Origin of the sequence: Oceanicella sp. SM1341, assembly GCF_003448965.1 — a bacterium.
Classification (GTDB): domain Bacteria; phylum Pseudomonadota; class Alphaproteobacteria; order Rhodobacterales; family Rhodobacteraceae; genus Paroceanicella.
In genome coordinates this window covers 1-18,924 of the sequence record NZ_QRGC01000038.1, presented here as the reverse complement: position 1 = coordinate 18,924, position 18,924 = coordinate 1, and the positions used below count along the sequence as shown (strand labels likewise).

Genomic DNA, 18,924 nt, shown 5'->3' with positions numbered 1-18,924 from the left:
GGCAGGGAAAGCGCAATGAAGTCACCTTGTCCCGGCACGGGACGTCCGGTGCATGCTGGCCCGGCCGGCAGGAGGGAAAAGGGTTCCCCCTTAAGGGGGGGACCCTTTCCCGCCCGGGGCACACCCGGGACCGGCTGGCCGATCTCGCCGGGTCCTTCCCGGGAGGTTTGGCATCGGGGGTTATTCGCGCCCCGGTGCTCTGCAGTATCCGGGCCCGCACCGGGGTTGAAGATGAGGTTGTTGTTGTTGTTTCGGCGAAGCCGTTCAGGCCATCGGAGCGGGGCAGGGTGGTGCCAGCGTTGAAGCGACATGCCCCGATTGGCCGCGGGAGACCTCCGCGCACCCCGGGGGCCTCGGGATTTCAGGGCCCGCGGTCCGCTGCCGCCGTACACAGCTGAGGTTTCGCCACCGGGAAATTGGGGGAAAAAGCCCGACTTCAGCGCCCGGGAATCCACCGTCGCTGTGCCGCGTGAGCAGCCTTCTCAGATCCGCCTCCGGTCGATGACTTTGTGCGATGCTGCTCCTCGCCAAACAGGGAAACGTGACCGAACGTCCTGCTTGAAACGGTCCGGGTCTCGGGGGTGAAGCAGCTCGCCTCCCGCGTCCAGCGGACAGATGCCGGACGGCGTATCCGCGTAGCCTTGGCCTTTTCCTCACAATCGAGGTAAATGGTCAGGTCTTTCTATTTCTGGAGTGCAGTATGGAAACGCGCCTTGGCTTCAAGCCCGTGCGGACGAAACGGGCCTTCGAGGAGGTATGCGAGCAAATCAGGGCAGAGATTCGCTCCGGGCGCCTGTCCGCCGGGGACAAGCTTCCGGCGGAGCGCGAGCTTGCCGAACAGCTCCGCGTGAGCCGGGCCACGATCCGCGAAGCCTTTCGCACGCTGGAGATCGGTGGGGTATTGACGCTGCAGAAGGGCGTGAAAGGCGGTGCGGTGGTGATGCGCGGCGACACGCGCCCCATCACCCAGACGATCACCGACCTGCTCGCGCTCGGCGGCCTGTCGCTCGACGACTACACCGAGGCGCGCACCTGCCTGCAGCGGGAGGTCATCCAACTCGCCTGTGCACGCGGAACGGAGGAGGATTTCGCCGCCCTCGAGGCCAATATCGAACAGACCCGGCAGATGACCAACCCCGAGCAGATCGAGGACCGCACAGCGTTGACGGTGGAGTTCTACCTGCTGCTTTCCCGGGCCACGAGGAACAAGGCCATGGAAATCCTGATGGCCGCGGTGACGGAACCTCTGGCCTTCTACATCAAGAAGATCGGTGTGGACCGGAGCTGGGACGTGGCCGCCTCCCGCACCCTGGTCGTACGGCACCTGCGTGAGCGCAATGCGGTGGCGGCCATCGACGAGATGGTGGCGCACATGGACCGGCTGCATGCCTACATGCTGTCCCGAAAGGACATCACCACAGGGCCGTGAACAGAGACTCCCTTGCGCGATTGTAATGGTTAGGCCATTAATTGGCCTGTCTATCGCTTTGCTGGGGAGGAAGTGCAAATGCGCAATGACGGGCCAACGCAGGTCGTTGCCGCCCTGACGAAGGTTAACATGTTCATTTCTGGTGTCGCCATATTGGCGATGCTGCTGCACGTGGTTGCCGACATCGTCATGCGGGAAGTGTTTCACGCGCCGTTCTCGGGCACGCTGGAGATCGTCTCCTACTGGTATATGGTCGCGGCGGTGTTCCTCGCGATACCGGTGGCGCAGGCGCATGGCGGGCACATACAGGTGGAACTGTTCACCGCGGGCCTGTCGCCTCGGCGCCGCCGCATTCTCGATACCGGCGTGCTTCTGTTCTCCATCGCGCTGCTGGTGGTGTTCACCTGGGTGTCGGTGGAGGAGGCGCTGCGCCAGACCCGCAACATGGCCATGGTCGAGGCCGGCACCGGCATGATCCCGGTGTGGCCCACCCGCTGGCTCGTGCCTTTTTCCATGGGCACGATGACGCTGATCTGCAGCGTACAGGCCTTCGTCACCTTGCGCAGAGTCCTGGCGGGCGACACGGGCGAGGGTGGCGACGCGGGCGGTGCTCATGTCTGATGTCGCGATCGGCCTGACCGGCCTCGGCGGTATCCTGGTGCTGCTCGCGCTCCGGGTGCCCATCGCCATCGCGCTCACCAGCGTCTCGGTGGTGGGGATATGGGCTCTGCTGGGCGAGCGCCCGGCGCTGGGGTCGCTGCGCACCATTCCCTACCAGTTCACCGCGCACTGGTCGCTTACCGCCATCCCGATGTTCCTGCTGATGGGGGCGGTGGCGTTTCGCGCCGGCATCGTGAGCTCGCTCTACGCGGCGGCCCGGCTGTGGTTGTGCCGGCTGCCGGGCGGGCTCGCCATCGCCTCGAACTTCGCCTGCGCGGGCTTCGCCGCCGCCTCCGGCTCGTCGGTGGCCACCGCCTCGGCCATGGGGCGGATCGCGGTGCCGGAGATGTTGCGCTACCGCTACGACCCCGGCCTCGCCACCGGCGTGGTGGCTGCCGCCGGCACCCTGGGCTCGCTGATCCCGCCGTCGATCCTGATGATCCTCTACGGCACCTTCTCCGAGTCCTCCATCGGGCGGCTGATGATCGCCGGCATCCTGCCCGGCATCCTCACGGCCGGCATCTACGCGGTGATGATCTGGCTGCGTTGCCTCGCCAGCCCGGAGCTCGCGCCGCGGGTGGACATCCGCCCGAGCTGGCGCGAGCGCTTCGCGGTGCTGGCCGAGGTCTGGCCCATGCCGCTGCTGATCCTGGGGGTGATCGGCGGGCTCTACGGCGGGCTGGTCACCGCTACGGAGGCGGGGGCGCTCGGCGCCTTCTTCGCCCTCGCCATCGCCGCGCTCACCCGGCGGCTGAACTGGCGGGTGTTCGTCGACAGCCTGGTCGACACCATCCACGGCACGGCGGTGATCTTCTTCGTGTCCATCGGGGCGGTGCTGCTGTCGCGGTTCATCGCGCTGTCCGGTCTGCCGAACTTCGTCGTCGACTATTTCGGCGCCGCCGGGCTGGAAGGCTATTACGTGGTGCTGTTCTGCGGGCTGATATTCCTGTTCCTGGGCATGTTCCTGGACCCGATCGGGCTGATGCTGATCGCGCTGCCGGTGCTGTTGCCGATGATCCAGCACAGCGGTTTCGACCTGATCTGGTTCGGCATCCTGACCATCAAGTTCGTCGAGATCGGCCTCATCACACCCCCGGTGGGCCTGTCCGTCTACACCATCAAGACAGTGCTGGGAGACCAGGTGCAGCTCACGTCCATCTTTCGCGGCATCACCTGGTTCCTGATCTGCGAGCTGCTTGTCGTGGTGCTGCTGGTGATTTTCCCGCAGATCGCGCTCTACCTGCCCGGCCTCATGCATTGAGGCGGGCGCCGCAAGAACAAGACCGAAACTGAGGAGGAACCCATGAAGAAAGCCATTCTCAAAGGCACATGCCTGCTCGGGGCGCTGGCCTGCGCCCTGCCTGCTTTCGCCGACAGCTACAATTACGCCACCTTCGTGCCGCCCCAGGCCGCGAACAACACGATAGCCCTGCAACCCGCCTTCGATCGCATCGCCGAGGAGACCGATGGCGAGGTGGAGATCAACCTGCTGGCCGGCGGCCAGCTCCTGGGCGGCGCCGACATGCTGGCCGGCGTGCGCGACGGCATCGCGGACCTGGGCTTCGTGATCCCGGTCTACGCGCCCTCCGAGCTGCCCAACTCGGTGGTGATCTCCGACATGATGCCCTACGGGGCCGACCCGGTGGCAGTGGCCGGCGCGGCGCTGGAAACCCAGTTGCTGGACTGCCCCCAGTGCCAGAAGGACTTCACCGACAATAACCTGGTGTTTCTCGGGGGCCACGTGCCCACACCCTACCGGCTGCTGTGCCGCAACGACGTAACCAGCATGGCCGACCTCCGCGGGCTCAGGATGCGCGGCGGCTCGGGCGCGATGGCGCGGACCGCCGAGGCGCTCGGCGGCACTCCGGTGAACATGAGCGCGGGTGACATGTACGAGGCGCTCGAGCGCGGGCAGCTCGACTGCGTCGTCGGGCCCATTGCCTGGCTGCGCCAGTACTCGCTGGGCGAGGTGATCGGCTCGGTTCTGGGCGAGCCGCTGGGCGTGCTGGGCGGGCTGGGCCTGGTTACCTGGAACGTCGATTCCTGGGAGGGGCTGTCGGAGGAGGACCGCCAGGTGGTGCTGAAGGAGATGCCGGGCATCGTCGCCCGCGCCACGATTCTGGGCTACATGGCCGACGACAACGAGGTGCGCGCGCAGTACGAGGACAAGGTGAAGTTCAACGACTCCGTGCCCGAGATCCGCGAGGCGCTGGACACGATCAATGCCGAGGCGCTGCCCGGCATCGTGGAGGCCGCCGCCGCCCGCAACGCGACCGACCCGGAGGCAATCGCAAAGGCGTACCTGGAGAACCTCAAGCGCTGGCAGGTGATTTCGCAGGAACAGGTGAAGGGCGATCCGGAGGCACTGGCCCGCGTGCTCTGGGAGGAGATCTACAGCAAGGTCGATCTCTGACACCGTGCGGCACGGACGCGTGACATGACGGGCGGCCGATTTCTCGCGGCCGCCCGTTTCCGTCGGAGGGCCAGCCGCCCGCTCAGGGCAGGAGGGTGCCCCAGGCCAGCAGGATCAGCACCAGCAGCGCAACATAGGTGAAGGTGAATCGGCCATTCCATCGTAACCCCACGGTGGCGGCGCTCTGCCCGGTGGCCGCGGCGGCGATGGCCACGGTGGCGGTTACGGGGGAGAGCATCATCGCGCCGGTCCAGCCGGTGAGGGTGGCGACCATGAGCATCGGCTGGGGCATGTCGATGCCGGCGCCGACGATGGCTCCGGCCAGCGCCGTGCCGCTGATCATCGGCGAGAGGCCGGCGAGCGAGGCCAGCACCATGCCGGCCACCACCAGGGCGCTGAGCGGGCCGGGCCCGAGGCCGAGCCAGCTCACCACCCCCCGCACCGCGTCTGCCGGCAGCGCGGCGGCCACGATCAGGCCCAGGAAGCCGGTGGCGCCGATGAGGCAGATTTCGTTGACCGACTCGGGCAGCGCCCGGAAGGCCGCGGCTGACACCGAGGCGAGGTTTCGCCGCCCGGGGCCGGGCTCGGTGATCAGCACCCAAACGAGGGCGGCGGGCGGTATCACCAGCAGCACCGCGGCGCGGATGGGCACGCCCAGCAACCGCTCGCACAGCGCAGCGCTGCCGGTGATGGCCAGCAGCAGCAGCACCAGCGACAGGAGCGCCCCCGCGGCGCCCGGCGGCGGTGCCTGCCGCGGCTGGCTGCGCGGCCGTGGCCCGGCCCGGTCGAACAGCCAGCCCAGCCCGACGAAACCGGCCACCATCGCCAGGCCGAAAGGCGCGAAGTCCAGCCAGTCCAGTTCCGGCATCACCGGGATCAGCAGGTTCATGGCCACCCCCAGCGGCGACCACATCAGCGTAGCGCCGAAGCCGCACATCACCGCGGCGGTGATCCGCCGGCTGCGGATCCGGGCCGCCGGCCCATCGCCCCCGGCGCGCTGCTCCAGCGCGGTCCGCAGCAGGAGCTGGAAGCCGCCCACGTTGAGCAGGATGCCGAACAGGTGAGCCCCTGCCGCCAGCAGCGCGAAGCGGCGGCCCGGCGGCTGGTCGGTCACGCAGCGTGCCGCCACGCCGAGGCGTGCGGAGCGCCGGGCGGCGACGCGCAGCAGGGTCATCACCGCCAGCAGGGCCGGCAGGTAGAGCGCCCGGCTGGCGGCGAGCGCTAGCTCTTCCCGGGTGCCGCCCGTGGCGGCAAAGCCGGTCGCCAGAACCGCCGCCAGCCCCAGCATGCTGCGGGCGTTCGTGCGCAGTATCCGCCAGCGCAGCAGCACGTGCAGCAGCACAAGCCCCAGCGCGGCCAGCGCCGCGGCATGCGCGCCGGTGAGCAGGTCGATCACGGTCAGCGCCGTGCCGCCCAGCAGCGCCAGCGCCGAGGCGCGAGATGGGAGGTCGCCCTCCGGGGGCGGGGTGTCTATGATGCCGTCACGGGGCATGCCATGCCCTCCGAAAATCTATTGGTGATACCAAAACCCATTCGGCGGATCATGTCCATGACGCGTGTGCTTGGCGTGCGGCCGGACCGGGTGGAACGGAAAAGGTCATGACACAGAGATCCCCCGGCCGGCCGGCCGTGGCCTTCACCCCGGTGCGCGGCGGGCGCACCTTCGAGATCGTGGTGCAGCAGATCCGCGACAAGCTGGCGAGCGGCGAGCTGGGCCCGGGTGACAAGCTGCCGGCCGAGCGTGACCTCGCCCAGCACCTGAACGTGAGCCGCAACGTGGTGCGCGAGGCGTTGCGCATCCTGGAAAACGCCGGATTGCTGAGCACCCGCAAGGGCGCGCATGGCGGCGCCTTCATCGAGCAGGGTAGCCCGGCGCTGATCAGCCAGGCCTTCAACGACCTGCTGACGCTGAACGCCATCAGCCTGGATGATCTGCTCAAAGCGCGCGAACTGATGCTGGGCATGATGCTGGATGTGGTGCGCGATCTGCCGGCGGCGCCGGATCTCGGCGCGCTGCGCAACAACCTGGCCGAGACGGAGGCTGCCGTGACCTCCGGCGATTCGCCGCGGCGGGTGCAGCTGGCGCGGGAGTTCTACCACGATGTCGCCTCGCTCACCGGCAACAGCGCGCTGGTGTTCACCGTCGATGCGCAGACCGGGCTGGTGCAGACTTTCCTGCGCTACCGGGTGCAGGACATGGATGCGCAGCAGCTTCTCCAGTCGCGCCGGGCGTTTCTCGACCACTTGGCCGCCGGGCGCTTCGAAGAGGCGAAGGCCGAGCTCGGAGCGCATCTCCGCCGGGTGCACAAGCACCTCTGGCGGCGCTGATCGCGACAGTTGACTCTTAATGGTAGGTCCAATAAACCATTTCCATAATCATGGAAATGGGAGGACCCCGACATGCTCGATGCAGCGACTGTCGACGAAGATCTCGTGATGTTCCGGGACATGGTGCGGCGCATGGTCGAGAAGGAGGTCGCGCCCATCGCGGCCCGGATCGACCGCGACGATGACATGCCCCATTCCCTGGTGCCGGTTTTCGGCGACATGGGCCTCATCCAGATCATGGTGCCGGAGGCCTATGGCGGGCCGGGCGGCACCACGACCATGGCCTGCATCGCCAAGGAGGAGGTCTCGCGCGCCTCCTTTGCGGTGTCGCATCTCGTGGGGGCCACCTCGATCGCGATGGCGCTGCCGCTGGTGCATTACGGCACCGAGGAGCAGCGCGCCCGCTACCTGCCCGAGATCGCCGAGGGCCGCACGCTGACCTGCATCGGGCTCACCGAGCCGCACACCGGCTCCGATGTCTCCGACATCCGCACCTCCGCGCGGCGCGAGGGCGACGATTACGTGATCAACGGCCAGAAGGTGTTCATCACCAAGGCCGACCAGGCGAAGTACATCCTGCTCTTCGCCCGCACCTCGGAGGGCCGGGGCCATGACGGCATCTCCTCCTTCATCGTGCCGATGGACAGCCCCGGCCTGAAGATCGGCGGCAGCCCGAAGAAGATGGGCCTGCGCGGCATCCGCAACTGCGACCTGTTCTTCGAGGACGTGCGCGTGCCGGCCGGGAACATGGTGGGCGCCGAGGGGCAGGGGTTCCGCAATGCCATGGGGGTTCTGAACATGAACCGCCCCACCGTGGCCGCCGCTTCCGTGGGGCTCGCGCAGGGCGCGCTCGACGCCTCGCTCGCCTATGCGAAGGAGCGCACCCAGTTCGGCAAGCCGATCGGCCAGTTCCAGCTCGTTCAGGCGATGCTCGCCGACATGGCGATCCAGATCGAGGCCGCCCGCGCCCTGCTTTACAACGTGACCGCCCTCATCGACAGCCGGCCCGACGATCCGCGGGTGCCGGCCATGGCCTCGATGGTCAAGACCTTCGCCTCCGACATGGCGATGAAGGTGACCACGGACGCGGTGCAGGTGTTCGGCGGCGCGGGCTACCTGCAGGACCACCCGGTGGAGCGGATGATGCGCGACGCGAAAGTGTGCCAGATCTACGAGGGCACCAACCAGATCCAGCGCCTGATCATCGCCCGGGCCCTGCTGAAGCAATGACCGGGGCGGGGGAAGCGCCGGTCCGTGTCGTCGATTTCAGCCAGGTGATGGCGGGGCCGTTCTGCACCCGCCTGCTGGCCGACACGGGCGCGGAGGTGATCAAGGTGGAGGCACCGGAGGGCGACGCGATGCGCGGCCGCCCGCCGCTGCGCGACGGTTGCTCCACCTATTTCGGCACCCTCAACGCCGGCAAGCGCAGCGTGGTGCTGGACCTCAAGACCGAGGCCGGCCGGCGCGATGCCTTCGCGCTGGCCGCCCGGGCCGACGTGGTGGTGGAGAATTTCCGCCCCGGGGTGATGGCCCGGCTCGGGCTCGGCTGGGAGGCGCTCTCTGCGGCGAACGACCGGCTGATCTACTGCGCCATCTCCGGCTTCGGCCAGGAGGGGGAGGCGGCCGGGCGCCCGGCCTATGCCCCGATGATCCACGCAGCCTCCGGGCTGGACCTGGCGCTGATGGCCTTCCAGCCCGGGGCAGACAGGCCGGCGCCCACCGGCATGTTCTATGCCGACGTGCTGGCAGGGGTCTATGCCTGGGGCGCGATCCAGACAGCGCTGCTGGAGCGCGAGCGGCAGGGGCGGGGGCAGCTCGTGGACGTGGCGCTGGTCGACAGCTTGGTCTCGATGATGGTCTACGAATGTCAGGAGGCGCAGTTCCCCCAGGCCCGCAAGCGGCATGTCTACACGCCGCTCAGGGCGGCCGACGGCTTCGTGATGGTGGTGCCGCTCTCGGCGAAGAACTTCGCCGCGATGGTGACGCTGCTCGGCACCCCCGACTGGGGCGCGGACCCGCGCTTCCGCACGCCCGCCGGGCGGGAGGCGAACTGGGCCGAGATCATGGCCCGGATGGAGGAGTGGACCGCGCTGCGCAGCGCGGAGGAGTGCGAGCGGCTGTTCCTGGAGGCGGGCGTGCCCTGCTCGCGCTACCGCACCGTGGCCGAGGCGCTGGCAGACCCGGCGGCGCGGGCGCGCGGGATCATGGGGCAGGTGGAGGATGCCGCCGGCAGCTTCGAGGCCCCGAACCCGCCGTTTCGCATGTCGCTCACCGCGGCGCATGTCCGCCGGCGGATCCCGGAGCTGGGCGAGGCCACGGCGGAGATGCTCGGACCCCTGCGCCCGGCCGCGGAATGAGCGGGGGAAGCATGGCGCGCGCGCCGGCCCCGGGTGCGGAGGCCGGCCGGGCGGTCGCTCGCCCTGCCGGGCCGCTGCGCAGGCTGGCCGGCCGGCTGACATCGGAGCTCCGCTTCTGGGACAATGTGCTGCACGATGCGCTGCGCTTCCGCCGCCATGCCTGGATGCACGGGGTCGCCTCCGGCCCGAGCCGCACGGCACGCATGCTGGCGGACGCGCATTTCCTGGAATACGGCATGGCGCTGAGCCGGGCCCGGCCGGGCTTCGGCATCGCCCGGGCGGCGCGGCTGGCGCAGGACCTGCGCACGGGCGACGCGCCGGCGGAGGTGGCCGGCATCGGCCTGCGCACGCTGCAGGCCTGGGCCGGGTTCAACGCCGCGACGGCGCTGCCGGGCGAGGTGTCGGCGGCGCTGGAGGCCGGCTCACCCGACCCGGGCGCGGAGGGCGGCGTGGAGGAGACCACGGGGCAGGCGATCCGGCAGGGGTCCGCCATCGATTACCTGCGTTTCGCGCGGTCACGCCGCTCGGTGCGCAGCTTTGCGCCGGGAGAGGTGCCGGAGGCGGTGATCCGCCGCGCGGTCGCCGCGGCGCAGCACGCGCCGTCGAGCTGCAACCGCCAGACCTGCCGCGCGCTGGTCTGGACCGATCCCGGGATGGTGAGCCGGGTGCGGCGCCACCAGTCCGGAAACCGCACCTTCGGCCACGAGCTGGCCGGCATCGCGGTGGTGGCCAGCGACCTGCGACACTGGGAGCATTCCGGCGAGCACGCGCAGGCCCGGGTGGATGGCGGGCTCTTCGCCATGTCGCTGCTGCACGGGCTGCATGCCGAGGGCCTGGGCACCTGCATGCTGAACTGGTCGGTGGACCGGCGCACCGACGCTGCCCTGCGCGCCGAGATCGGGCTGGGAGACCAGCATCTCGTCATCGTGCTTATCGGCTTCGGCTGGCTTCCGGAGCGGCTGAAACTCTGCCGCTCGGCGCGCCTGCCGGTGGACGAGGCCCTGAGCCTGAACCCGCCGCTGGCAGGCACCCGCCCGCCTCCGGGCCGTGATCGTGCCTGACCCGGCAGGACAGGGGGAGCTTGCCTGGTCTTGAAGGAGGCTCCCCCGGGTGCGCTCTGCCGCAGCCCCGGCGAGCCTGCGATCGAACGGGCTTCCCGCAGTGCACTCCGGGCCTGGTCTGCCGATGTGATGCACTCTGTGCCACAGCCCGCGCATGGCCCGCGCGCTCAGAGGTCGAGCACCAGCCGATCGCTGCGTGAGCCTGAGCAGCACACCATCATGGTGTCGTTGCGGGCACGCTCCTCCTCGGTGAGGATGGCGTCGCGGTGGTCCGGCCGACCCTCGATGACCCGGGTCTCGCAGGTGCCGCAGGCGCCCTCCATGCAGGAGAAGGACACCGGCACCTTGTTGGCGATCAGCACGTCGAGGATGGTCTGGCCCGGCTCCACCTGCAGGGTCTTGCCGGAGCGCTGCAGCACCAGCTCGAACCCGCCGTCGCGTGCTGCCTCCTCGGCGGCGGAGAAGCGCTCCACATGCACCCGGTCGCGGGGCAGCCCGGCGGTGGCGTCCTCGAACGCGACCAGCATCGGCTCGGGGCCGCAACAGTAGACATGCGCCCCCGGATGCGCCGCGAGGATGGCCGGGATGTTGATGAGCGCGCCGCCCTGCTCGTCGTCGAAATGCCAGGTGACGGTGGCATTACCGCCGGCGGCTGCGGCAAGATCGGTGATCTCGGCCCGGAAGGCGGCCGCACCGCGCCGACGGGCGGCGTAATGCAGCTCCCAGGGCCGACCGTTCCGGGTGAGATGGCGCAGCATCGCAAGGATCGGGGTGATGCCGATGCCGCCGGCCACGAAGACCGAGGCTTCGGCCCCCCCGGCGAGGGGGAAGTTGTTGCGCGGCCGCGACAACGCGATCCGGTCTCCCACCCGCAGGATGTCGTGCACATGGGCCGACCCGCCCTTGCTGTCGGGCGCGCGGTGCACGGCGACGGTGCAGCGCGCGCCGCCGGTGATCTCACGCGTGAGGCTGTAGCTGCGGCGCAGGCCGTCGTTCAGGACAACGTCGACGTGCGCGCCGGGAGCGGCCTGTGGCAGGTCGGAGCCGTCGAGGGTCTCGAACTCCACCGAGACGACGGTGTCCGCCTCATGGCGCATCTGCTTCACGCGCACGGGAATTTCGGTGTCGGTCATTGCAGCAGCCCCTCCGCGCGGAAGCGGGCAATATCCGCCTCTGCGAAGCCCAGGATTTCGGTCATCACCTGCCCGGTGTGCTCGCCCAGCCGGGGAGAGGCCGTGCGCAGCCGGCTCGGTGTTTTCTCGAAGCGGTAGGCCGGGCCGTTGTAGCTCAGCGTGCCCATCTCCTCGTGATGCAGTGGCCAGAAATGTTCGCGTGCGGCCAGAACGTCGTCCTCCAGCAGGTCGGAGGCCTTGTTGGCCACGCCGGCCGGCACTCCGGCCGCGCGGCAGGCGGTCATCAGGGCGAAGGGCTCGCGCGGGGCGGTCAGCCCGGCCAGGGCGGCGTCGAGCGCGTCTTCGCCGGCGGCGCGGGCGGCAGCGAGCAGCTCTTCCGCCTCCAGCACGGCGCACAGCCCGTCCCATTCGGCCTCCGATCCCGCTTCAAGCGCGATCCAGCGCTCCTCACCCGCGCAAGGATAGACGCCGTGAACGATGGTGCCGGGCTTTCGGTTGCCGCTGCGCGTCGCTTCCTCACCGGTCGCCTGAAACAGCAGCAGTTCGGGGGCGAGCAATTGCGTGGTGGCTTCGATCTGGCTGAGCTCCACGTGCTGACCCTCGCCGGTGCGTTCGCGGTGGATCAGCGCCGCGACCAGCGCGGCGAGCGCGTAGCGCGGCGAGACGCTGTCCGAATAGGCGCCCTTGGGCATGGCGGGCGGGCGGTCGGGCCAGCCGGTCATGGCGTGCAGCCCGGCCAGGGCCTGGCCCTGCGCGCCGTAGCCGGGGTGGCGGGCCCAGGGGCCGTCCGCGCCGTAGAGCGAGGAGGAGAGCATCACGATGCCCGGGTTGATGGCGCGCAGGCTGTCATAGTCCAGCCCCCATTTAGCCATCACGCCGGGGCGGAAGCTCTCGGCCACCACATCCGCCCATTCGATGAGCGGCCGGATGATCTCCAGCGCGCCGGGGTGGCTCATGTCCACCGCCATGCCGAGCTTGGAGGAGTGGAAGTCGGCGAAGAAGCCGGAGCGGTTGATACCGGGCTTGTCGTCGATGAACGGGCCGCCGAGGCGGATGGAATCCGGGTGGCGGAAGCTTTCCACCTTCACCACGGTGGCGCCGTTGTCGGCGAGCTGCTTGGTGACGATCGGGCCGGCGGCCGCCCAGGTGAAATCGGCCACCTTCAGGCCGTCGAAAAGGCCGGCAGGCGCGGCCCGCGACGTATCGGGGCTCATGCGGTGTTCCTTTCGGTAAGTCGTTCGAGGAGGGCGGCGCTGTCGGCTCCGGGGCGGGGCGCGGGCGCGGGCCGGCGCAGCGGCGTGGCCGAGAGATGCGCCCAGCGGCCGGGCAGCTCCACCTCCAGCCCGCGCCCGGGGTCGTGCAGCGGCACGAACAGGCCGCGGGCGCGGAACTGCGGGTTCGTGAACACCCCGCTCACCGAGGAGATCGGCGCGAGCAGGATGCGCTCGCGCACCGCGCGCTCCATCAGCGCCTCCGTGCTCTTCGTTGCGATGAAGCGCATGATGACGGCGGTGACCGTGTCGTAATCCGCCTGCGGGATGAAGAACTGGCCGTCGCCGTTCCAGTCGTGCCGGGTGAGGATGTCGTCGGTGATGCCGTCCTCGGCCATCCAGGCGAGCAGGGCCTCGTAGGACTTGAGCCGCGCGGCCCCGCCCCCTCCGCCCACCGGGCCGAAGAAGATGTAGCCGTCGCGCGTCTCCCAGACCAGCCGGGTGAAGAAGCGGTTTGCCCGCTCCTTGCGGATGGCGCCGCCGCGCATCTCGTTGAGGCCGAGGATCTGCCAGGCCATGGTGGAGTTGAGCAGCGTCCAGATGATGCACTCCTGCACCGAGACATCCACGCGCTGGCCCTCGCCGCCGCGCATCCGGTGCCAGAGCGCCATCAGCGCGGCCGAGGCCGCCTCCGCCCCGCCCTGGATCAACCCCACGGGCAGGCTGATGCGGACCGGGGCGCGATCCACGTCGCCGTTGAGGTAGAGATGCCCGCCAAGCGCCTGCAGCGTGGTGTCGGTGGCGGCATAGCGCTCGAAGGGGCCGCCGCGCCCGAAGGGCAGGATCTCGGTCCAGACGAGGCCCGGGTTCGCGGCGCGTGCCAGGCCGGCGAGCGCGTCCATCGTGTCGAGGTCGAGCCGCTCCCAGTCGCAGACCACGATATCGGCGGTGGCGCTCAGCCGGGCGAAGCCGTCGCGGCCCTCCGGGCGCGCGAGGTCGAGCGTGACGCTGCGCTTGCCGTGGTTGAAGGCGAGCCAGGCGGCGCTCTCCTCCCCGTCATGCGTGGGCACGCGCGGAAGGGCGCGGCGGAAGGGCTCGCCGCCCTCCGGCTCGATCTTGACCACCTCGGCGCCGAGGTCGGCCAGCACCCGCCCGGCCACCGCCCCGGCGAGGGCGGAGATCTCCAGCACGCGGATGCCCTCCAGGGCCCTGGGCTGCGCGCTCACAGCTCGTACCCGAAGCCTTCGCCCAGCCGTGCGGTCATCGGCAGCTTGCCGGCATCCGCCCAGGCCTCCTCCCTGGGGAGCTTCATCGAGATGGCGCGGACCATGTAGAGGTCGGGGTCGGCGAAGCGCTCGGGCTTCACGCCGCTCTCCTCGTAGGCATGCGCCACTTCCAGCAGCACGCGCCGGGTCATGGCGATGCCGGTGTCGGAGGTGCACAGGTGCTCGCGCGAGCGGTCGTAGACCCGCATCACCCCGGACTGGCAGGCCGCGTCCTGAACCCAGAGCCCGGGCAGGCCGGAAAACCAGGTGGTCTGCTGCAGGTCATGGTCGAAGTGGTAGCCGGTGTCCCGGCGGTAGCGGGTGATGTAGCGGCCGTAGGGCACCAGGGCGCCCTTGTCCTCGTAGGCGTTCACGCTGGCGTGCCCGGTCTCGCGGCCCCTGTGGCCGTTCAGGAAGATCTCGCGGCTCTTCTCGTACATCGGCTCCGAGGGGTGGTACGAGAACATGATGCACAGGGTGTTCTCGTCGTCGATCGGCACCCAGGCATGGCCCGAGAGCTCCGGGTAGTTCGACTGCGGCGGCACCATCGAGTAGAAGGGCATCACATACTGGTTCACCCGCCAGTACAGCGTGTCGTCGTCCAGCACCCGGCGCGAGGCGATGGACATGCCGAAATCCTGGCGCATGCATTCGAAGGTCGGGCGCAGGTCGCGCTTGGCCACCCACTGGTCGATCGAGCCGCCGGAATCGATGCGCCCGTGCAGGATCGGGGCATGGGCGCTGTCGATCTCGCCCTCCAGCGCCTGCAGCCAGTTGCATTCCTGCACCCGGAAGGTGAGCACCACGTTCTCCTCGGGCACGAGGTTCCATTCCAGGTTCGGCAGCGGCGGGCGGCTGTCCTCCGGTGCGTCGCCCATGTAGGTCCAGACCACGCCGTTGCGTTCCTGGCAGGGGTAGGACTTGATCTTGACCCGGTCCTTCAGGCGCGAGCGCACCGGCTCGGCCGGCATGTCGGCCACGTTGCCGTCCACGTCGAATTTCCAGCCGTGGTAGACGCAGCGCAGCCCGCAATCCTCGTTGCGCCCGAAGGCGAGCGGGGCGCCGCGGTGCGGGCAGATGTGGTCGACCAGCCCGACCCGCCCCGCGCTGTCGCGAAAGGCGATGAGGGTCTCGCCCAGCAGGCGCACGGTCTGGGGCTGGCCATCCTTCTCCAGGTCCACCGAGGCCATGAACGGGATCCAGTACAGGCGCATCAGGCCGCCCATCGTGGTGCCGGGGCCGACCCGCACCAGCGTCTCGTTGTCCTTCTGAGGCAACATCGCATGTCTCCTTCGCAAAACTCTGCCATCGGGCCCCCGGGGCCCGGAACTTTCCCGGCGGGCCCCCAGGGGCCCGGAGTGTTCACTGCTCTCCCGCGAGCTCCTCCGCCGGGCGGTCGAGCTGGCCCTCGACCAGCGCGCCCAGGCCGAGATGGCGCGCCCACCAGCCCTGGTCGGTGGTGGCCAGCGGCGGGCGGGGCACCGGCGGCGGGTCGCCGGCGCGCAGCCGGCGCATCACCTCGCCGATGCGCAGCCGCTCGAGCTCGAGCAGGGCCTGCTCCACGTCCTCGTGCTCGGCCGCGAACGCGCCCAGCTCGGGGTAGCGCAGCCGGCGGGTCCAGCGGCCGTCGCGCTCCACGGGCCGGGCCTGCAGGATGTAGGGGATGGACAGGTAGTCTCTGACGTTCATCGCGGTCTCCGTTCTCATCCGGTGCTGCGGGCGGTGCGACGGGCGGTGCCGCGAGGCGCGTCCGGCTCCAGCAGCACGAAGGAGGAATCGTCGTAGGGCCCGACCTGGACCAGCGCCGGGCCGGGCCGGACCTGGCGCGGGCCGGCCCGGCCGGTGGCCTGCAGGTAGGCTTCGCGCAGGTGGCCCATGCCGTGCAGCCGCCCCTCCCCCAGCGCGCCGCCGAAGGTGTTGAGCGGCAGCCGGCCGTCCGGCTCGGCGCAGCCGTCGCGGATGAAGGCCGGCGCGCCGCCCGGGGGGGTGATGCCGAAGCCGTCCAGCCACTCCCAGACCATCGAGGAAAACCCGTCGTAGAGCTGGGCCGAGGCGAGGTCGGCCGGGCTGCGGCCGCTCATCTGCCACAGTGCTTCCGGGCGGCCGAAACCGCTCCAGCCGGTGAGCCAGGCCGGGCTGGCCCCGGCCGGTAGGTCCGCCGCGCGGCACATCACGAAGGCCTGCGCGCCGCAAACCGGCATGTCGCAGTCGAACAGCCCGTGCGGCTCGGCCACCGGGCGGGCCTGCAGGTAGCTCTCGCGGTCCAGCGGGCGGTCGCGCCAGATGGCGTCGGGGTTGCGCGCGGCGTTGCGACGGGCGAGGTCGACCACGGCGAAGAGCTCCTCGCGCCCCGCGCCGTGCCGGGCCATGTAGGCCCAGGCCCGGGCGGCGAAGCGCGCGCCGGCGATGGTGTAGGCATAAGGTTTGGTCATCTGGTCGGCGCCGAAGGCCTGCGCGGCGCCGTTGCCGGTCGCGTAGTCGAGCCCCGGCGCCACGTACATCGCCCGCAGGCCCAGCACGTGGCGGCAGGTGCCCGCGGCGAGCGCATGCGCCGCGGCGGCCACCATGTCGGTGGGGTAGCGGCGGTAGAGATCGGCCCCCCAGGCCAGGCGCAGCCCCATCATCCCCGCCACCGATTTCAGCGAGATCTCGTCGCCGCATTCTGCGTGGGGGGAGCCGGCGTTGGTGGCGAAGGGCGCGCCGACGTAGCCGTCGATCTCCGCGCGGTCCAGTCGCGCGTCCTGCAGCGCGGCGAGGGCCGCGTCGAGCGCGAAGGCGGCGATGCCGCGCCGGCTGCGGCGGGTGATCCCGGAGCATCCGAAACCGGCGATGACGATGCCGCCGCTCATGCCCCGGCCCCCGCCACCACGGCATAGGCCTGGCCGTTCGCCTCCGTCGCGAAGCCCAGGCGCAGCGCAGCACCCGGCGGGAGCCTCTCGCTGATGCCCTCGGGGTCGAGCGCCACGAGCATCACCGCGGGCTCCTCTGCCACCGCGCATTCCACCACCACCAGCGGCGGCGGATGCCCCGGCAGGGCCGGCAGGTGCAGCACCGTGCGCCCGCGCAGGCTCACCCGGCCCGAACAGGTCTGCGGCGCCCGCGCGGCCGACAGGCAGGCCGGGCAGCGCGGCGCCAGCGGCGGCGCCAGCCGCCCGCATTCCGCGCAGCGCATCAGCACCAGGCGTCCGGCGCGGGCGCCCTCCCAGAAGGGCTCGGTTTCGAGCGTGGTGACGGGGAGCGGGCGGTCCAAGGTCGAATCCATTGTTTGCGTCATCTGTCGAATGAATATAATGGACTGACCATTAGATCAATAGGGAGGCCGAGATGCCCGCACCACTGCAAGACGTGACCATCGTGGAGTTCCGTGGCCTGGGCCCGGCGCCCTTCGCGGCCATGTGCCTGTCGGACATGGGCGCGCGGGTGATCCAGATCGCGCGGGAGCAGCCCGGGCCGCCCTCACCCTGGCTGGACCGGGGGCGGGAGCGGCTGGCGCTGGATCTGAAGTCCGACGCGGGGCGGGCGCGCGCGCTGGAGCTGATCGGCACGGCGGACCTCTTGATCGAGGGGTTCCGCCCCGGGCGGATGGAGGCCCTGGGGCTCGGGCCCGAGGCGGCCTTCGCGGCAAACCCCCGGCTGGTCTACGGGCGGATGACCGGCTGGGGTCAAGAGGGCCCCATGGCGGGCCTGGCCGGGCACGACCTCAACTTCCTGGCCATGAGCGGCATGCTCTCGCTCATGGGCTACCGCGACCGGCCGCCGGCGCCGCCGCTCAACCTCGTGTCGGATTTCGGCGGCGGCGGCATGTACCTCGCCTTCGGGCTGCTCTGCGCGCTGCATGGCGCGCGGGCCACCGGCCGCGGTGCGGTGATCGACGCGGCGATGGTTCATGGCACCAACCACCTCGCCACCTTCGTGCACGGCCGCCTCGCGGCAGGCGGCTGGGCCCCGGAGCGCGAGGCCAACGCGCTGGACGGCGGCGCGCCCTTCTACCGGGTCTACGACTGTGCCGACGGGGGGTGGATGTCGGTGGCGGCGGTGGAGCCGCAGTTCTGGCGCGCCGCCCTGGCCGCGCTGGAGCTGAGCCCGGAGCTGCTCGCGCAACAGTGGCAGCGTGAGAGCTGGCCCGAACAGATCGGCCTCCTGGCGGAACGTTTCCGCTCCCGCAGCCGCGCGGCCTGGATCGACGCCTTCGAGGGGGTGGATGCTTGTGTCTGCCCCGTGCTCACTCCGGCGGAGGCGGCGGCCCACCCGCAGGTGGGGTGCTACTTCGAGCAAGTGGGGGAGGTTTCCCGCCCCCGGCCCGCGCCGATCATCGTCGCACGCGAGGGCTGAGGCGGGCCGCCGCCGCCGCCGGGGCGGGGCGTCAGCCGAGGGCTTTTTCGAGCTCCGGGACGGCGGTGAACAGGTCGGCCACCAGCCCGTAGTCGGCGATCTGGAAGATCGGGGCTTCCTCGTCCTTGTTGATCGCCACGATCACCTTGCTGTCCTTCATGCCGGCGAGGTGCTGGATGGCGCCGGAGATGCCCACGGCGATGTAGAGCTCGGGTGCGACGACCTTGCCGGTCTGGCCCACCTGCCAGTCGTTCGGGGCATAGCCCGAGTCGACCGCGGCGCGGGAGGCGCCCACGGCGGCGCCGAGCTTGTCGGCCACCTTCTCGATGATCGAGAAGTTCTCGGCCGAGCCGATGCCGCGCCCGCCGGAGACCACGATCTTCGCGGAGGTGAGCTCGGGCCGGTCGGAGGCCTGCACCTTGTCCTCGACCCATTCGGAGAGGGCCGGGTCCGCGGCGGCGGAGGCTGCCTCCACCGGGGCGGAGCCGCCGGCCGGGGCCGCGTCGAAGGCGGCGGTGCGAATCGTCATCACCTTGGTGGCGTCGGCGCTCTTCACCGTCTGGATGGCGTTGCCGGCATAGATCGGACGCTCGAAGGTCTCGGCATCGACCACGCCGGTCACGTCGGTGATCACCATCACGTCGAGCAGGGCGGCGATGCGCGGCGCCACGTTCTTGCCCGAGACGGTCGACGGCAGCACGATGTGCCCGAACCCGCCGGCGAGCGAGACCACGA

At 70.4% G+C, this 18,924-nt stretch carries 18 protein-coding genes; 9 read left to right on the top strand and 9 right to left on the bottom strand.

The annotated features are described in order from the left end of the window. Positions 1 to 700 precede the first annotated feature (700 nt). The 4 genes from D3P35_RS23315 (at position 701) to D3P35_RS23300 (ending at position 4,502) form a co-directional block, all read left to right on the top strand. Positions 701 to 1,429 carry a FadR/GntR family transcriptional regulator gene (locus D3P35_RS23315; protein WP_118138337.1) on the top strand — a complete coding sequence of 243 codons (729 nt, stop codon included), beginning with the start codon at positions 701 to 703 and terminating at the stop codon, positions 1,427 to 1,429. 78 nt (positions 1,430 to 1,507) lie between these two features. Beyond that, positions 1,508 to 2,050 (top strand): TRAP transporter small permease, encoded by a 543-nt coding sequence (locus D3P35_RS23310; protein ID WP_118138336.1) that lies wholly within the window; start codon positions 1,508 to 1,510, stop codon positions 2,048 to 2,050. Beyond that, on the top strand, positions 2,043 to 3,350 hold the full coding sequence (locus D3P35_RS23305; protein ID WP_118138354.1) for a TRAP transporter large permease: 1,308 nt from the start codon (positions 2,043 to 2,045) through the stop codon (positions 3,348 to 3,350). Before D3P35_RS23310 ends, D3P35_RS23305 begins: the two co-directional genes overlap by 8 nt. A gap of 42 nt (positions 3,351 to 3,392) precedes the next feature. After that, positions 3,393 to 4,502, top strand: a complete 1,110-nt coding sequence (locus D3P35_RS23300; RefSeq protein ID WP_118138335.1) for a C4-dicarboxylate TRAP transporter substrate-binding protein — start codon at positions 3,393 to 3,395, stop codon at positions 4,500 to 4,502. An 82-nt stretch (positions 4,503 to 4,584) separates the two neighbouring features. Here D3P35_RS23300 and D3P35_RS23295 read toward each other — a convergent pair whose 3' ends face one another. Beyond that, a complete protein-coding gene (locus D3P35_RS23295; protein ID WP_118138334.1) occupies positions 4,585 to 5,994 on the bottom strand; it encodes a hypothetical protein in 1,410 nt (469 codons plus the stop codon). A 107-nt stretch (positions 5,995 to 6,101) separates the two neighbouring features. On the opposite strand from D3P35_RS23295, the gene D3P35_RS23290 reads away from it, so the two are divergent. From D3P35_RS23290 to D3P35_RS23275, 4 genes are all read left to right on the top strand, one after another. After that, positions 6,102 to 6,830, top strand: coding sequence for a FadR/GntR family transcriptional regulator (locus tag D3P35_RS23290; RefSeq protein WP_118138333.1), 729 nt, complete (start codon positions 6,102 to 6,104; stop codon positions 6,828 to 6,830). 72 nt (positions 6,831 to 6,902) lie between these two features. After that, on the top strand, positions 6,903 to 8,060 hold the full coding sequence (locus tag D3P35_RS23285) for an acyl-CoA dehydrogenase family protein (protein ID WP_118138332.1): 1,158 nt from the start codon (positions 6,903 to 6,905) through the stop codon (positions 8,058 to 8,060). Further along, complete coding sequence (locus D3P35_RS23280; protein WP_118138331.1) at positions 8,057 to 9,187, top strand: CaiB/BaiF CoA-transferase family protein; 1,131 nt, start codon at positions 8,057 to 8,059, stop codon at positions 9,185 to 9,187. The genes D3P35_RS23285 and D3P35_RS23280 overlap by 4 nt, the downstream gene beginning before the upstream one ends. A gap of 11 nt (positions 9,188 to 9,198) precedes the next feature. Then, a complete protein-coding gene (locus D3P35_RS23275) occupies positions 9,199 to 10,248 on the top strand; it encodes a nitroreductase family protein (protein WP_118138330.1) in 1,050 nt (349 codons plus the stop codon). A 167-nt stretch (positions 10,249 to 10,415) separates the two neighbouring features. On the opposite strand, the gene D3P35_RS23270 is transcribed toward D3P35_RS23275, so the two are convergent. From D3P35_RS23270 to D3P35_RS23240, 7 genes are all read right to left on the bottom strand, one after another. Further along, entirely contained in the window at positions 10,416 to 11,381 is a 966-nt protein-coding gene (locus tag D3P35_RS23270) for a PDR/VanB family oxidoreductase (RefSeq protein WP_118138329.1), read from the bottom strand. Further along, on the bottom strand, positions 11,378 to 12,595 hold the full coding sequence (locus tag D3P35_RS23265) for a CaiB/BaiF CoA-transferase family protein (RefSeq protein WP_118138328.1): 1,218 nt from the start codon (positions 12,593 to 12,595) through the stop codon (positions 11,378 to 11,380). Before D3P35_RS23265 ends, D3P35_RS23270 begins: the two co-directional genes overlap by 4 nt. Continuing rightward, positions 12,592 to 13,818 (bottom strand): CaiB/BaiF CoA-transferase family protein, encoded by a 1,227-nt coding sequence (locus D3P35_RS23260; RefSeq protein WP_157982281.1) that lies wholly within the window; start codon positions 13,816 to 13,818, stop codon positions 12,592 to 12,594. Before D3P35_RS23260 ends, D3P35_RS23265 begins: the two co-directional genes overlap by 4 nt. Then, the gene (locus tag D3P35_RS23255) at positions 13,815 to 15,137 is read right to left on the bottom strand and encodes a Rieske 2Fe-2S domain-containing protein (RefSeq protein ID WP_118138326.1); all 1,323 of its coding nucleotides are present in this window, start codon (positions 15,135 to 15,137) and stop codon (positions 13,815 to 13,817) included. Before D3P35_RS23255 ends, D3P35_RS23260 begins: the two co-directional genes overlap by 4 nt. An 82-nt stretch (positions 15,138 to 15,219) precedes the next feature. After that, positions 15,220 to 15,546 carry a hypothetical protein gene (locus D3P35_RS23250; RefSeq protein ID WP_118138325.1) on the bottom strand — a complete coding sequence of 109 codons (327 nt, stop codon included), beginning with the start codon at positions 15,544 to 15,546 and terminating at the stop codon, positions 15,220 to 15,222. Positions 15,547 to 15,560: 14 nt separating this feature from the next. Beyond that, positions 15,561 to 16,706 (bottom strand): hypothetical protein, encoded by a 1,146-nt coding sequence (locus tag D3P35_RS23245; protein ID WP_118138324.1) that lies wholly within the window; start codon positions 16,704 to 16,706, stop codon positions 15,561 to 15,563. Next, positions 16,703 to 17,119 (bottom strand): Zn-ribbon domain-containing OB-fold protein, encoded by a 417-nt coding sequence (locus tag D3P35_RS23240; protein ID WP_198670774.1) that lies wholly within the window; start codon positions 17,117 to 17,119, stop codon positions 16,703 to 16,705. The genes D3P35_RS23245 and D3P35_RS23240 overlap by 4 nt, the downstream gene beginning before the upstream one ends. Positions 17,120 to 17,181: 62 nt before the next feature. Here D3P35_RS23240 and D3P35_RS23235 point away from each other — a divergent pair, with 62 nt between their 5' ends. Beyond that, positions 17,182 to 18,189, top strand: coding sequence for a CaiB/BaiF CoA-transferase family protein (locus D3P35_RS23235; RefSeq protein WP_118138322.1), 1,008 nt, complete (start codon positions 17,182 to 17,184; stop codon positions 18,187 to 18,189). 31 nt (positions 18,190 to 18,220) lie between these two features. Here D3P35_RS23235 and D3P35_RS23230 read toward each other — a convergent pair. After that, the coding region (locus D3P35_RS23230) for an electron transfer flavoprotein subunit alpha/FixB family protein (protein ID WP_118138321.1) at positions 18,221 to 18,924 on the bottom strand (704 nt) is incomplete at its 5' end.

What these genes read in the sequence shown, in the direction of transcription:
- D3P35_RS23315 (WP_118138337.1), top strand. Translation starts at nt 701, where the DNA reads ATGGAAACGCGCCTTGGCTTCAAGCCCGTGCGGACGAAACGGGCCTTC.
- D3P35_RS23310 (WP_118138336.1), top strand. Translation starts at nt 1,508, where the DNA reads ATGCGCAATGACGGGCCAACGCAGGTCGTTGCCGCCCTGACGAAGGTT.
- D3P35_RS23305 (WP_118138354.1), top strand. Translation starts at nt 2,043, where the DNA reads ATGTCTGATGTCGCGATCGGCCTGACCGGCCTCGGCGGTATCCTGGTG.
- D3P35_RS23300 (WP_118138335.1), top strand. Translation starts at nt 3,393, where the DNA reads ATGAAGAAAGCCATTCTCAAAGGCACATGCCTGCTCGGGGCGCTGGCC.
- D3P35_RS23295 (WP_118138334.1), bottom strand. Translation starts at nt 5,994, where the DNA reads ATGCCCCGTGACGGCATCATAGACACCCCGCCCCCGGAGGGCGACCTC.
- D3P35_RS23290 (WP_118138333.1), top strand. Translation starts at nt 6,102, where the DNA reads ATGACACAGAGATCCCCCGGCCGGCCGGCCGTGGCCTTCACCCCGGTG.
- D3P35_RS23285 (WP_118138332.1), top strand. Translation starts at nt 6,903, where the DNA reads ATGCTCGATGCAGCGACTGTCGACGAAGATCTCGTGATGTTCCGGGAC.
- D3P35_RS23280 (WP_118138331.1), top strand. Translation starts at nt 8,057, where the DNA reads ATGACCGGGGCGGGGGAAGCGCCGGTCCGTGTCGTCGATTTCAGCCAG.
- D3P35_RS23275 (WP_118138330.1), top strand. Translation starts at nt 9,199, where the DNA reads ATGGCGCGCGCGCCGGCCCCGGGTGCGGAGGCCGGCCGGGCGGTCGCT.
- D3P35_RS23270 (WP_118138329.1), bottom strand. Translation starts at nt 11,381, where the DNA reads ATGACCGACACCGAAATTCCCGTGCGCGTGAAGCAGATGCGCCATGAG.
- D3P35_RS23265 (WP_118138328.1), bottom strand. Translation starts at nt 12,595, where the DNA reads ATGAGCCCCGATACGTCGCGGGCCGCGCCTGCCGGCCTTTTCGACGGC.
- D3P35_RS23255 (WP_118138326.1), bottom strand. Translation starts at nt 15,137, where the DNA reads ATGTTGCCTCAGAAGGACAACGAGACGCTGGTGCGGGTCGGCCCCGGC.
- D3P35_RS23250 (WP_118138325.1), bottom strand. Translation starts at nt 15,546, where the DNA reads ATGAACGTCAGAGACTACCTGTCCATCCCCTACATCCTGCAGGCCCGG.
- D3P35_RS23245 (WP_118138324.1), bottom strand. Translation starts at nt 16,706, where the DNA reads ATGAGCGGCGGCATCGTCATCGCCGGTTTCGGATGCTCCGGGATCACC.
- D3P35_RS23240 (WP_198670774.1), bottom strand. Translation starts at nt 17,119, where the DNA reads ATGGATTCGACCTTGGACCGCCCGCTCCCCGTCACCACGCTCGAAACC.
- D3P35_RS23235 (WP_118138322.1), top strand. Translation starts at nt 17,182, where the DNA reads ATGCCCGCACCACTGCAAGACGTGACCATCGTGGAGTTCCGTGGCCTG.